This window comes from Pseudomonas sp. GL_117 (assembly GCF_057835125.1).
Window position 1 is genome coordinate 3,960,679 of sequence record NZ_CM174418.1, and the last position, 13,413, is coordinate 3,974,091.

A 13,413-nucleotide genomic window follows, 5' to 3' on the forward strand; every position below is an offset into this window, starting at 1 on the left:
GTTATTTCTCAGGTGAGACTTTCCGAGGGGGTCGTAGGACGGGTCCCAAAGACCGCTTGAGCACCGGCCAGCACGAGACTGGCCGGCGGTAGATCAACGGCTGGCGAAGTACATGGTCACTTCAAAGCCGATACGCAGGTCGGTAAACGCGGGTTTTTTCCACATGGGACGTTCCTCTTGTTGTGCCGGAAGATTCCGGTCGGGTCATTAATGCATGGGGGGGGTGGGGGGTGAATGGTACTTTCGAAGTAGCGGCCACACTGCATTAGTCTCAGGCATGCAGAGATCAAAATGTGGGAGCTGGCTTGCCTGCGATAGCGGTGGGTCAGCTACAAACTTGTAACTGATACACCGCCATCGCAGGCAAGCCAGCTCCCACAGGGGGATTGCATTGCAATTTGAGAGTTAGAAGAACCCGAGTGGGTTGATGTCGTAGCTCACCAGCAGGTTCTTGGTCTGCTGGTAGTGATCCAGCATCATCTTGTGGTTCTCACGCCCCACACCCGACTTCTTGTACCCGCCAAACGCCGCATGCGCCGGGTACAGGTGGTAGCAGTTGGTCCACACGCGGCCGGCCTTGATCGCGCGGCCCATGCGGTAGGCACGGTTGATGTCGCGGGTCCACAGGCCGGCACCGAGGCCGAATTCGCTGTCGTTGGCGATCGCCAGGGCTTCGGCTTCGTCCTTGAAGGTGGTGATGCCCACCACCGGGCCGAAGATTTCTTCCTGGAACACGCGCATCTTGTTGTGGCCCTTGAGCAGGGTCGGCTGGATGTAGTAACCGCTGGACAGGTCCCCCTCCAAACGCTCGGCCGCGCCGCCGGTGAGCAGCACCGCGCCTTCTTCCTGGGCGATTTTCAGGTACGAGAGGATCTTGTCGTATTGCTGCTCGGACGCCTGGGCGCCGACCATGGTCTCGGTGTCCAGCGGGTTGCCGCGCTTGATCTTGACGATCTTTTTCATCACCTCGGCCATGAACGCGTCGTAGATCGACTCCTGCACCAGCGCCCGCGACGGGCAGGTGCACACTTCGCCCTGGTTGAAGAACGCCAGCACCAGGCCTTCGGCGGCCTTTTCGATGAACTGTGGCTCGGCGCTCATGATGTCTTCGAAGAAGATGTTCGGCGACTTGCCGCCCAGTTCCACGGTCGACGGGATGATGTTCTCGGCGGCCGCATGCATGATGTGCGCGCCGATGGGCGTCGAGCCGGTAAAGGCGATCTTGGCGATGCGCTTGCTGGTGGCCAGCGCTTCGCCGGCTTCGCGGCCAAAGCCCTGGACGATATTCAGCACGCCCGGTGGCAGCAGGTCATTGATCAACTCGGCAAACACCATGATCGACAGCGGCGTCTGCTCGGCCGGCTTGAGCACGATGCAGTTACCAGCGGCCAGCGCCGGGGCGAGTTTCCAGGCCGCCATCAGCAGCGGGAAGTTCCACGGAATGATCTGCCCGACCACACCCAATGGCTCGTGGAAGTGATAGGCAGCGGTGTGTTCGTTGATCTCGGCGGCGCCGCCTTCCTGGGCGCGGATGCAGCCGGCGAAGTAACGGAAGTGGTCGGCAGCCAGAGGCACGTCGGCGTTGAGGGTTTCGCGCACGGCCTTGCCGTTGTCCCAGGTCTCGGCCACGGCCAGTACTTCAAGGTGCTGCTCGATGCGGTCGGCGATTTTCAGCAGCACCAGCGCACGGTCCTGGGCCGAGGTCTTGCCCCAGGCGTCGGCGGCGGCGTGGGCGGCGTCGAGGGCCTTGTCGATGTCGGCGGCGCTGGAGCGTGGGAATTCGGCGATGACTTCGCCGGTCACCGGCGACGTATTGGTGAAGTACTTGCCATCGATCGGCGCGACAAATTCACCGCCGATGTAGTTGCCGTAGCGCGCCTTGAAGCTGACGATGGCGCCTGGGGTGCCGGGTTGTGCGTAGATCATGATGAGGCCTCTGTCGGGGTCCGGGCCTGTTGGTCAACAGGCGATGAGCCGATAGTAAAGAGCCCCCGCTACCGGGCGAATGCGCCGTTGGCAGGGGGGCTATGGTCATTTGGTCGTAGAACTAGTGCTTGGCCACCAGTTCCTTGGGCAACTTGAAGGTCCAGAGCATGCCGCCCTGGTTGAAGTCCTTCACGCGCTTGGCCACTTCACCGCCCCACAACGGCACTGCGCCACCCCAGCCGGAGACCACCGAGACGTACTGTTCGCCGTCCATGTCCCAGGTCACCGGCGAGCCGAGCACGCCGGAGCCGGTCTGGAACTCCCAGACTTTCTCGCCGGTCTTGGCGTTGAACGCTTGCAGGAAACCTTCCGGCGTGCCGGTGAACACCAGGTTGCCCTTGGTGGTCAGCACCCCGCCCCACAGCGGCGCGAAGTTCTTGTGGCGCCACACTTCCTTGCCGGTTTTCGGGTCGATGGCGCGCAGCACGCCGATGTAGTCCTCGTTCAACGGCTTGATGGTGAAGCCCGCGCCGAGGAACGCCGCGCCTTTCTTGTAGGCGATGCCTTCGTTCCAGATGTCCATGCCCCACTCGTTGGACGGCACGTAGAACAGCCCGGTGTCGCGGTTGTAGGCCATTGGCATCCAGTTCTTCGCACCGAGGAACGCCGGCGCTACGAACACCGAAGTGCCCTTGGTTTCACTGCCCGGCGCGCCGGGGCGGCTGGCTTCGTTGTAGATCGGCCGACCGTTCTTATCCAGGCCGGTGGCCCAGGTGATCTTGTCCACGAACGGGAAGCCACGGATGAATTTGCCGTTGGTGCGGTCCAGCACGTAGAAGAAGCCGTTGCGGTCGGCGGTAGCCGCCGCTTTGATTTCCTTGCCGCCTTCGGTGTAGTTGAACGAGATCAGCTCGTTCACGCCGTCAAAGTCCCAACCGTCGTGGGGGGTGCTCTGGAAGTGCCATTTGATGGTGCCGTCGTCCGGGTTCAGCGCCAGGCGCGAAGACGAATAGAGGTTGTCGCCCGGGCGCAGGTGGGAGTTCCACGGCGCCGGGTTGCCGGTGCCGAACAGCAGCAGGTTGGTTTCCGGATCGTAGTAGCCGCCCAGCCACGGCGCCGCACCGCCGGTCTTCCACAGGTCGCCGGGCCAGGTCTTGCCCGCCTCGCCGCCGGAAATACCGTTCTCCACCGCCTTGCCGTCCTTGTACACGTAGCCCATATGGCCTTCGACAGTCGGACGGGTCCACAGCAGGTCGCCGTTTTTCGGGTCATAGGCTTCGATCTTGCCGACCACGCCGAACTCGCCACCGGCCACGCCGGTGATCAGCTTGCCGTTGATCACCAGGGGCGCGGCGCTGATGGAGTAGCCTTCCTTGTGGTCGGCCACCTTCTTGCTCCACACCACCTTGCCAGTGTCCTTGTTCAACGCCACCAGCTTGGCGTCAAGGGTGCCGAAGAACACCAGGTCGCCATACAGCGCCACGCCACGGTTGATCACGTCGCAGCACGGACGAATGTCATCGGGCAGGCGCGCGTCGTATTGCCAGAGTTTCTTGCCGGTGCGCGCATCCACCGCGAACACCCGCGAATAGGAACCGGTGAGGTACATCACCCCGTCCTTGACCATCGGTTGCGCCTGCTGGCCGCGCTGTTTTTCGCCGCCAAACGAAAACGCCCAGACCGGGCGCAGGTCCTTGACGTTGTCCACGTTCAGCGTATCCAGCGGGCTGTAGCGCTGGCCCTGCACGCCGAGGCCGTTGGTGACGATCTGCTCGGGGTTTTTCGGGTCCTGGAGAATGTCCTGGTCGGTCACGGCGGCCAGGGCCTGGCCGGATAACAGGATGGCACCGAGCAACACACTCAAGGCGAAGGGTTGGCGGCGTGCGGGTTGGGTCATGACGGCTACCTCTGCGGTTTTTTGTTATACCCGGGAAATTTTCCCGGTCTGGTGCAGATTCTTGGGCGCAGGGGCCGTCGTCACAATTGACCGCAGTATCGAGTTTGCTAGTTCCTTAGTAGCGGGTGCATCTGTTCGCGCTCGTAGCCCGGGTACAGGTGGCTGACGCTGCGGATCAATTCATAGCGGCTCAGGCTGATGGCGGCGAAGCGCTCGGGGATCGGGCTGCGGATCATCTCGGTCATGTCGCTGCCGTTGGCGGCACCGTCGCGCAACAGTTGATCGAGCCAGGTCAGGTAGTCGCGCATCTGTTCGAAGGGTTGCGCATCCGTGGCGATCGGGCCGTGACCGGGCACCACCAGGGTCCAGGGCAACCCTTGCAGAGTGGTGATGTCGGCCAGCCAGGCGGCGAGTCCGGGGCTGTTGGGGGTGGTCAGGGCGCGTTGGTAGAAGACCAGGTCGCCGGTAAACAATACGCCGGTGCTCTGGTCAAGAATCGCCAGGTCGGTGCCGGTGTGCCCGGTCAGCGCCAGCAGGCGCAGATCATGATTGCCGAAGCTGCGCACACCGGGCTCCAGCACTTGGCCCGGCAACACCACTTCAGTGCCGCGCATCCAGTCGCCGACCATGCGATAGAGGTTTTCCGCCATGCTGTCGCCTTGCTCGTGCAACAGCTTTGTGGTGTTGGCCAGGGCGCCAATGGGCACATCCTTGAACGCCTGATTGCCCAAGGCGTGGTCGGGGTGATGATGGGTCAGCAACACCTGGATCACCGGTTTGGACGTGACACTGGCGATGGCCTGGCGCAGTGCTTCGCCGTAGCGTCTGGACGGCCCGGTGTCGATCACCACCACGCCCGCCTCGGTGACGATAAACGCCACATTGACGATATTGCCACCATTGGCCTTGGCGAAATTCTCGGTGCTGCCTTCCAGCAGCCAGGTGTCTTCGGCGATCTGCCGGGGTTTGAGGGCATAGTCCATGTCGGCCATGGCGGGCAGGCTCAGGGCCAGGCACAACAACAGTATCCAGCGCATGCCGCGCTCCTTCTGGTCAGGGGATGGCCGCGTCGAACTCGTTGCCGCTGTTGTCGCGCAGCACCAGGCGCGTCCGCCCGGCGCCCTCAATATCGAAGGCCAGGTTGGGGTTCTCGCTGACCGCCGGGAACAGCTCCAGCTCGGCCATGACCTGGCCGTTGTCCCCAAGCAGTTGGGCGTGGTTGAGGTAAAACTCGGGGATGCCGCTGACCATGCCGTTGTCCATCGGATGCGCGACCTGCACGCGCACGCGGCTGTACTCGCCACGGGGGTAGCGCCCGCCGAGTACCTCGCCGATATGCTCTTCCCACCCTGGCTGGGTGCGCACCACGCTCGGCGCGGTGCAGCCGCCGCCGGCGGCGTCGATCAGGGTCGAGCCGACGTGCCACACGCCGTCATCGGTCAGCACGGCGGCGCGCAGCGGCGTGGCCTGCTCGATGCGGATGCGCAGCGACAGCCAGGGCAACACCCCGGCCTTGGGCTGAAAGTCGACGATTTTGGGCAGCGGATTCAGTTCGGCCCAGGCGAAGATGCGCACCACCCTGCCCTTGAAGGCCCGCGCATCGATTTCCAACGGTACCTGCCGCGCGTCTTCGGCGAACGGCGGCGCCAACAGCTTGACCCGCTCGTCGAACACGAACGGCGCGTCGTTCAGGAACTGCTTGTGATAGAACGCCCACATCACCGACGGCACCGGATCGACCTCACTGGCGGGCGCGGCCAACGGCAACAGGCAGGCCAGTAACACCGTCAGGCGCCAGTTCATTGGTACATCTCGGGCACTTCGTAACGCAGGCCGTAACGGCTGTAGATCGCTTGCAGGCTGCCATTGCGGATCAGGCCTTCCAGCGCTTCCTCCACGGCATAGGCCAGTTGCCGATTGCTTTCATGCACCGCCATGCCGATCTCCCAACGTTGCCGCCCCATGTTCGGGTAAGCGTTTTGCGCCAGGGCCAGTTGCGGGTCGTTGGCCTGATGCACCTGCCAGTCAATCTCGCCACGCATCGCCATCACCGCATCGATCTCCCCGGCCTTCATCGCCGCAAAGGCCTGGGGCACGTTGGGATAGTGACGGGTCTTGCGTGCCAGCATGCCGTTGAACACCGAGGTCAGGTAAAACGACGGCACGCTGTCGACTTCGACACCAATGGGGTGTTCCTCGAACACCGCCACGCTGGCGACCTTGTCCAGGCGGCGGCGGTCGTACGCCACCTGCCATTGTTCGTTCTGGTACGGCCCGAACATCACCACATGGCCATTTTCCAATTCACCCTGGTCGTTGCGCCGCTGCGCGTATTCGTGGTCGTAAGGCGCGCGCAGCATCAGGTCGGCCAGTTGCTGGTTGTGCAACGGGCTGCCGCGCCAGATGTAGTCGCGCAGGTCGTCGTCGAGCTTCTCGCCGGCCGGCGCCCAGATCAGCTTCAGTTGCACGCCCAGGGCCTTGGCCAGCGCCTGGGCCAACTCCACGTCCACCCCGCGCGGGGTGCCGCCGTCGTCGAAACTGTAGGGGGCAAAATCCTTGTACACCGCCACCTTCAACTCGCCGGCGGCGATCATCTGGTCATAGCTGCGCACCTGGGCCTGTGCCGCCTGGCAGCACAGCAAGGCCAGGCCGAACACGACGCTGAGCAGGCGCATGGCTTACTCCTCGACGCGCACGGAATCCAGGTACGTACGCACCGCCCACAAGGCTTCCTGGCTCAGGTAGTCGGCCATTTTCGGCATGTATACACGGCCATCCCGCACCGCACCGTGGCGCACGCGCTCGACAAACCACTCATCCCCGGCGTCGCCTTCGTCGAGCATGCGCAGGTCGGGGGCGATGCCGCCGGACTTGGCTTCCAGACCGTGGCACGCGGCGCAGTTCTGGTTGTAGGCGGAGGAGCCGATTTCGACGGCCCTGTCGTGCTCAGGGGACTTGCGATACGGGTTGTTGGCAGCCCAGCCATCGGCGTCGAGCGGTACGCCCGTATCCTTGATCGGCGTCAGTCCTTTGGTCTCCACAGCCTGGGGCACCACGTTGCCATGGGCCCAGACGTTACCCACACCGATCACACCCACCAACAAGCCGGCCACGAGCAAGGCATTGCGTTTTGTTGTCATTATTTTTGTCCTCAGGATTGCACGCAAACCTCATTGCAGAGGCTATGGCAACCATCTTAGGAACCCGCAGTCCCGCACCGTATGCTGCTTTGGTGGTCGCGTCCTACTCCCTTGGTAGTAGGGCTTGTGGGGCACGTCCAAATCAGCGGCGGTTCGGGAAGTCTTCCCGGCAACAGCGGGAAATTTTCCGTATCCAGCCAGCGCCTCGGCGCACCACCCTGTGCAGGCCAAAACCTCAACTGGGAACTGCAAACCATGACAATAAGATCGCTCCCCTCCCGCTCCCCCGTAAGCCTTGCCGTGCAAGCCTTTTTGCTGGTGGGCAGCCTGTCCTTCAGTGCGGCAGGTTTTGCCGCCGCCGAACCTGCCGCCAAGCAAACGCGCAACGTCACCTGGGAAGACATCGCCAACGACCACCTGACCACCAAGGACGTGCTGCAGTACGGCATGGGCACCAACGCCCAGCGCTGGAGCCCGCTGGCCCAGGTCAACGACAAGAACGTATTCAAGCTCACGCCGGCCTGGTCTTACTCGTTCGGCGATGAAAAACAACGCGGCCAGGAATCCCAGGCCATCGTCAGCGACGGCGTGGTCTACGTCACCGGCTCGTACTCCCGCGTATTCGCCCTCGACGCGAAGACCGGCAAACGCCTGTGGACCTACAACCACCGCCTGCCAGACAACATTCGCCCGTGCTGTGACGTGGTCAACCGCGGCGCAGCGATTTTCGGCGACAAAATCTACTTCGGCACCCTTGATGCGCGCCTGATCGCCCTCGACAAAAACACCGGCAAAGTGGTGTGGAACAAGAAGTTCGGCGACCACGCCGCCGGCTACACCATGACCGGCGCACCCGTGCTGATCAAGGACAAGGTCAGCGGCAAGGTGCTGCTGATCCACGGCAGCTCCGGCGATGAATTCGGCGTGGTCGGCCAGCTGTATGCGCGCGACCCGGACACCGGCGAAGAAGTGTGGATGCGTCCGTTCGTGGAGGGCCACATGGGCCGCCTCAACGGCAAGGACAGCACCCCGACCGGCGACGTCAAGGCACCTTCGTGGCCGGATGACCCGACGACCGAAACCGGCAAGGTCGAGGCCTGGAGCCACGGCGGCGGCGCACCTTGGCAAAGCGCAAGCTTCGATGCCGAGACCAACACCATCATCGTCGGCGCCGGCAACCCCGGCCCGTGGAACACCTGGGCGCGCACGTCCAAGGACGGCAACCCCCACAACTTCGACAGCCTCTACACCTCCGGCCAGGTCGGCGTCGATCCAAACACCGGGGAAGTGAAGTGGTTCTACCAGCACACACCAAACGATGCCTGGGACTTCTCCGGCAACAACGAACTGGTGTTGTTCGACTACAAGGGCAAAGACGGCAAAGTGGTCAAGGCCACCGGCCACGCCGACCGCAACGGTTTCTTCTATGTGGTGGACCGCAACAACGGCAAGCTGCAAAACGCCTTCCCGTTCGTGGACAACATCACCTGGGCCAGCCACATCGACCTCAAGACTGGCCGCCCCGTCGAGAACGAAGGTCAACGCCCAGCCAAACCGTTGCCGGGTGAAACCAAAGGCAAGCCGGTGGAGGTGTCGCCGCCGTTCCTCGGCGGCAAGAACTGGAACCCCATGGCCTACAGCCAGGACACCGGCCTGTTCTACATCCCGGGCAACCAGTGGAAAGAGGAATACTGGACCGAAGAGGTCAACTACAAGAAGGGCTCGGCGTACCTGGGCATGGGTTTCCGCATCAAGCGCATGTATGACGACCACGTCGGCACCCTGCGGGCGATGAACCCCACTACCGGCAAGGTGGTGTGGGAGCATAAGGAACACCTGCCACTGTGGGCCGGCGTGCTGGCGACCAAGGGCAACCTGGTGTTCACCGGCACCGGCGACGGATTCTTCAAAGCCTTCGACGCGAAAACCGGCAAGGAGCTGTGGAAGTTCCAGACCGGCAGCGGCATCGTCTCCCCGCCGATCACCTGGGAACAGGATGGCGAGCAGTACATCGGCGTGACCGTCGGCTACGGCGGCGCGGTGCCGTTGTGGGGCGGCGACATGGCCGAGCTGACCAAGCCGGTGGCACAGGGCGGGTCGTTCTGGGTATTCAAGATTCCGAGTTGGGATCTGAAAACCGCCCAACAATAACCCTTACAAGGTGGCCGTAGTGAGCGGGCTTGCCCCGCGCTGGGCGGCGAAGCCGCCCCAAGACCAGACACCTCGGTCTCTCTGAAACACCGCGGCGGACCGTTTGGGGCGGCTTCGCCGCCCAGCGCGGGGCAAGCCCGCTCACTACAAAGGTATCGTGATGAACTATTTGCCCGTATTGCTCCTGATCGCGGTCTGCGTGGCCCACGCCGATGACGACGCCCCGCTGATCATCAACGGCTGCACCCTTGCCGAACACAGCCAATGCCCCGGCGCCAACCTCAAGGGCGCCAACCTGCGCAACCAGAACCTCAGCGGCATGAACCTGGCCGGCGCCGACCTGCGCGATGCCGACCTGCGCCACGTCAACCTCGACCTGGCCAACCTGGAAAAAGCCCAACTGCAAGGCGCCAACCTCACCCGTGCCAGCCTGCAACAGGCCAACCTGCGCCTCGCCGACTTCAGCGGCGCCACCTTGATGGCCGTACAAGGCTGGGGCCTGTTTGCCCAGGGCGCGCAATTTGAAAACGCCAACCTCAGCGCGGCCTATCTGCAATTCGCACGACTGTCGGGAGCGAAGATGCACAAGGCCAACCTGCGTGCGGCAGACCTGGAAATGACCTGGCTGAGCAAGGCAGATCTGCAAGGGGCGGATTTGAGCGATGCCAATTTGCAGGAGGCCAAATTCGGGGAAAGCAATCTGGAGAAGGCCACCCTTACGGGTAGCCGCCAGCACTATGCGAACTTCCAGGATGCGAATATGGAGGGCTGCAAGGATTGCCCCACCACCTGGGATCGTTAGCGCACCGCAGATCTATAGGTGTGTGAGCTTGTGTGGGAGTGGGCTTGCTCGCGAATGCGGTGTGTCAGTATCAGATGTGCTAGCTGACCCACCGCTTTCGCGAGCCCGCTCCCACATGAGGCCGGTGTGCATCAGAGAGAACTCGTCACCCCGCCACCCGCACCACCCCCATATCAATCCCCACATGCACCAACTCCGCATGGGAACTCACCTGCAACTTGCTCTTGAGCAAGGTCAGGTGGTTGGACACCGTCTTGCTGCTGATACTCAGCTGTTCGGCAATCTGCCGCGCCGGGGTGCCTTTGGCGAGCATCAGGAAAATCTCCAACTCCCGCGGTGTCATGCTGTGCAAACGCGGGTCGGTGGGCTGGCAGGCGAGTTGGGTTGCCAGGGGTTGTTCAATGTAGGCGTGGCCATCGAGGATGCGCCGCACCGCTTCGATCAACACCTGGGGCGCCGAGCTTTTGGTCAGGTAGCCCGCCGCGCCGGCGTCGAGCGCCTGGCGCACCAATGGCAGTTCATCGTGCATGCTGAAAAACAGCACACGCAGTTGCGGCAAGCGCTGGCGCAGGCGCCGGGTGGTTTCCAGGCCGCTGATGCCGGGCAAACCGAAGTCCATGATCACCAGATTCGGCACCGCCTCATGTACCCGCGCCAAGGCTTCTTCGCCGCTGGCCGCCTCGCGCACTTCAATGGCCGGCAACAACGCGCGCAACAAACTGGCATAACCCTGGCGAACCACGGCGTGGTCATCCACCAACAGAATATTCATGACGCCTCCACAGGCATGTCCAACGCCAGCGCCCAACCGGCGCCGGGATGACTGATGATCTTCAATTCGCCGCCCAAACAGCGCGCACGTTCATACATCGAATGCAGGCCCACACCGCGCCGCTGAGGCTGCTGCGCGCCGTGGCCGTTGTCGCGCACCCACAGGCGCAGGCGCGTACCGCGACGCTGCAAACGCACGCGCACCTGGCTGGCACCGGCGTGGCGCGCGATGTTGGTCAAGGCTTCCTGGAGCAAGCGATACAGGTGGGTCTTGTCGGCCGGGGACAGCGGCGGCAGCGCCTCGCTGACCTGCAACTGGCAGTCGATGCCATGGCTGGCACGCCATTGCGTCACCAACATGCCGAACGCCTCGGCCATCGGCAGGTGTTGCAGGGCCACCGGGTAAAGGTCGTGGACCAGTTCGCGAAAGCCCTGCTGCAAGTGGTCGCAGTGTTCTTCCAGCAGATGCACGGTACGCGTCAGCGTGGCGGGTTGATGGGCGATCAGCGGCAACAGGCACACCTGGGCGCGAATCCCCGCCAGGTACTGGCCGAGGTCATCGTGCAGGGTCTGGGCCAGGCGGGTGCGCTCTTGTTCCTGCACCGCCAGCAGGGTTTGGGTCAGCCGGGTGTTGTCGGTGCGCGCCTGTTCGAGGGCATCGGTCATGCGGTTGAAATGCCGCGCCAGTTGCTGCGCCTCCGGCACCCCGGCGCCGCGCAGGCGCACATTGAGACGGCCGCTGCACACGTGCTGCAGGGCCAACAGCAATTCGTCCAGCACGCCCATGCCACGGCGCACCGCCCAGCGAATGGTCAACAGGCTCAGGGCCAATGCCAGCGCACACAGGCCCAGCAGTTGCTGCAAGGAATCCCAGACCTCATCGATCTCGTCACGCGGGTCGACGCCGATGGACACGCGCCGGCCATCGGCCAGGTCCAGCACCTCGGCACTGTGGCGCGCCTGGGCAAACAGCAGGCGCCCGAGCCACGCATCCAGCCCCTCTTGCTCCGGCGCGGGCGGGGTTTCATCGGCGCCCAACCAGTGCACGCGCACATGGCGCAGGCTGGCCGTGAGGCGTGGTTGCAGGCTGGCCGGATCGCGCACGGCGGTTTCACTCAGGTAATGCACCACCGCTTCGGCCGATTGCAACTCGCGCTCCACATCCGCCAGGGCCTGATGCATCAGCAACGCCGTGCAGGCGCAGGTGACCAGCGCGAAGAAACCGCACACCCACAGGTTGATCCGCCACAGCGCCGACATGCCTAGCGCGCCAGCACAGTCGGCACGAGCGCCGCCGAGCGCGGTGCGTGGGGGCGGTCGATGCCGATCAGGCTGACGATCAGCAGGAACGGCAAGAGCAACGCCTTGATAATTCGCATGATCGTGCAACCCCCGCAGCGGATACTGGAGCCCCATGCTAAAACCGCACCGCGTGCGGCGAGCTACTACCTTGGTACTGCCCCAGCGCTACTTTCTGCATATTTGCAGGGGTAACCGGGCTTTATATGCTGGCGCCAACTGTCTTGGAGTGCCTTATGCGCCAGCTCGCCCCTTTCGCCGTGACCTGCCTGCTGGCACTCACCTGGGCTACCGCCGGCCAGGCCGCCGAGGCACCGTTGCAAGTGCAGATCGGCTACCTCGGCTATCGCCCGGACCCGGGGCCGTTGCTGTCCAACGTGATTGCCGAACCCACCGATGCCGGGTTGCGCGGCGCCGAATTGGCGATCATCGACAGCAACAGCACCGGCGCCTTTCTCAACCAGCGCTACAGCCTGATCGACGCGACAGTCGATAACCCCGAAGACCTGCTTGCCGCCGCGCAGAAACAACACGACCAAGGCCTGCGCCTGTTTGTCGTCAACGCCCCCGCCGCCAGCCTGCGCCAACTCAGCGCCGCACTGCCCGACAGCCTGCTGTTCAACGCCGGCAGCCCCGATGACAGCCTGCGCAGCACCGACTGCCTGGGCAACGTGCTGCACAGCCTGCCCAGCCGGGCCATGCTCGCCGATGCGCTGGCGCAATTTCTGGTGACGCGCAAATGGCAGAAGGCGCTGCTGATCGTCGGCCCCACCGCGGACGATCAAGCCTACGCCGCCGCCCTGCGCCGCGCAGCCAAGCGTTTTGGCCTGCAACTGGTGGCCGAGAAAGCCTGGCGTTTCGACAACGACCAGCGCCGCAGCGCCCAGGCCGACATGCCGTTGTTCACCCAGACCGCCGAATACGACGTGGTGCTGGTCGCCGACGAGCGCGGCGACTTCGGCGAATACGTGCCCTACCAGACCTGGTACCCGCGCCCGGTCGCCGGCACCCAGGGCCTGACGCCCACTGGCTGGCACAAGAGCGTCGAAACCTATGGCGCCGCCCAACTGCAAAAACGCTTCGAAGCCCTCGCCGGACGCTGGATGAACGACCGCGACTTCGCCGCCTGGATGGCCGTGCGCAGCGTCGCCAGTGCGGTGAGCAAGCTGCGCGAGGTCGACCCGATGAACATCCGCCAGCTGGAGATCAGCGAGCAGTTGCCGCTGGACGGTTTCAAGGGCCGCAAGCTCAGCTATCGCCCGTGGAATGGCCAACTGCGCCAGCCAATCCCCATCGTGCAACCCCGTGCACTGGTGAGCACCTCGCCCCAGGACGGTTTCCTGCACCCTTTCAACGAAATGGACAGCCTGGGCTACGACAAACCCGAGGTGACCTGCCGCTTTCCCTGAACACACAACAACAATAAG

At 63.7% G+C, this 13,413-nt stretch carries 12 protein-coding genes; 3 read left to right on the top strand and 9 right to left on the bottom strand.

Features of this window, described 5'->3' with window-relative positions:
• Positions 1–93: 93 nt before the first annotated feature.
• The 7 genes from pqqA to pedF all read right to left on the bottom strand — a co-directional run bounded on the left by pqqA (position 94) and on the right by pedF (position 6,963).
• Entirely contained in the window at positions 94–165 is a 72-nt protein-coding gene (gene pqqA / locus AC3ISR_RS17825) for a pyrroloquinoline quinone precursor peptide PqqA (RefSeq protein ID WP_020289857.1), read from the bottom strand.
• Between the two features lie 240 nt (positions 166–405).
• Positions 406–1,926: an acetaldehyde dehydrogenase ExaC gene (exaC, locus tag AC3ISR_RS17830; RefSeq protein WP_463983525.1), complete on the bottom strand. Its 1,521-nt coding sequence runs from the start codon at positions 1,924–1,926 to the stop codon at positions 406–408.
• Between the two features lie 121 nt (positions 1,927–2,047).
• Positions 2,048–3,823: a PQQ-dependent methanol/ethanol family dehydrogenase gene (locus AC3ISR_RS17835; protein ID WP_192296681.1), complete on the bottom strand. Its 1,776-nt coding sequence runs from the start codon at positions 3,821–3,823 to the stop codon at positions 2,048–2,050.
• Positions 3,824–3,930: 107 nt separating this feature from the next.
• Positions 3,931–4,860 carry a quinoprotein relay system zinc metallohydrolase 1 gene (locus tag AC3ISR_RS17840; protein WP_463983524.1) on the bottom strand — a complete coding sequence of 310 codons (930 nt, stop codon included), beginning with the start codon at positions 4,858–4,860 and terminating at the stop codon, positions 3,931–3,933.
• A 16-nt stretch (positions 4,861–4,876) separates the two neighbouring features.
• On the bottom strand, positions 4,877–5,626 hold the full coding sequence (locus AC3ISR_RS17845) for a quinoprotein dehydrogenase-associated SoxYZ-like carrier (protein WP_463983523.1): 750 nt from the start codon (positions 5,624–5,626) through the stop codon (positions 4,877–4,879).
• Complete coding sequence (locus AC3ISR_RS17850; protein ID WP_463983522.1) at positions 5,623–6,498, bottom strand: substrate-binding periplasmic protein; 876 nt, start codon at positions 6,496–6,498, stop codon at positions 5,623–5,625. Before AC3ISR_RS17850 ends, AC3ISR_RS17845 begins: the two co-directional genes overlap by 4 nt.
• Before the next feature lie 3 nt (positions 6,499–6,501).
• A complete protein-coding gene (gene pedF, locus AC3ISR_RS17855) occupies positions 6,502–6,963 on the bottom strand; it encodes a cytochrome c-550 PedF (RefSeq protein ID WP_192296685.1) in 462 nt (153 codons plus the stop codon).
• 255 nt (positions 6,964–7,218) lie between these two features.
• Here pedF and exaA point away from each other — a divergent pair, with 255 nt between their 5' ends.
• Complete coding sequence (exaA, locus tag AC3ISR_RS17860) at positions 7,219–9,114, top strand: quinoprotein ethanol dehydrogenase (RefSeq protein ID WP_463983521.1); 1,896 nt, start codon at positions 7,219–7,221, stop codon at positions 9,112–9,114.
• A gap of 160 nt (positions 9,115–9,274) precedes the next feature.
• Positions 9,275–9,916, top strand: a complete 642-nt coding sequence (locus AC3ISR_RS17865) for a pentapeptide repeat-containing protein (RefSeq protein ID WP_463983520.1) — start codon at positions 9,275–9,277, stop codon at positions 9,914–9,916.
• A 145-nt stretch (positions 9,917–10,061) separates the two neighbouring features.
• Here AC3ISR_RS17865 and AC3ISR_RS17870 read toward each other — a convergent pair whose 3' ends face one another.
• Positions 10,062–10,688 carry a response regulator gene (locus AC3ISR_RS17870; protein WP_192296688.1) on the bottom strand — a complete coding sequence of 209 codons (627 nt, stop codon included), beginning with the start codon at positions 10,686–10,688 and terminating at the stop codon, positions 10,062–10,064.
• Positions 10,685–11,947, bottom strand: a complete 1,263-nt coding sequence (locus AC3ISR_RS17875) for a HAMP domain-containing sensor histidine kinase (protein WP_463983519.1) — start codon at positions 11,945–11,947, stop codon at positions 10,685–10,687. Before AC3ISR_RS17875 ends, AC3ISR_RS17870 begins: the two co-directional genes overlap by 4 nt.
• Before the next feature lie 275 nt (positions 11,948–12,222).
• On the opposite strand from AC3ISR_RS17875, the gene AC3ISR_RS17880 reads away from it, so the two are divergent.
• Positions 12,223–13,395: an ABC transporter substrate-binding protein gene (locus AC3ISR_RS17880; RefSeq protein WP_192296690.1), complete on the top strand. Its 1,173-nt coding sequence runs from the start codon at positions 12,223–12,225 to the stop codon at positions 13,393–13,395.
• Positions 13,396–13,413: the final 18 nt, after the last annotated feature.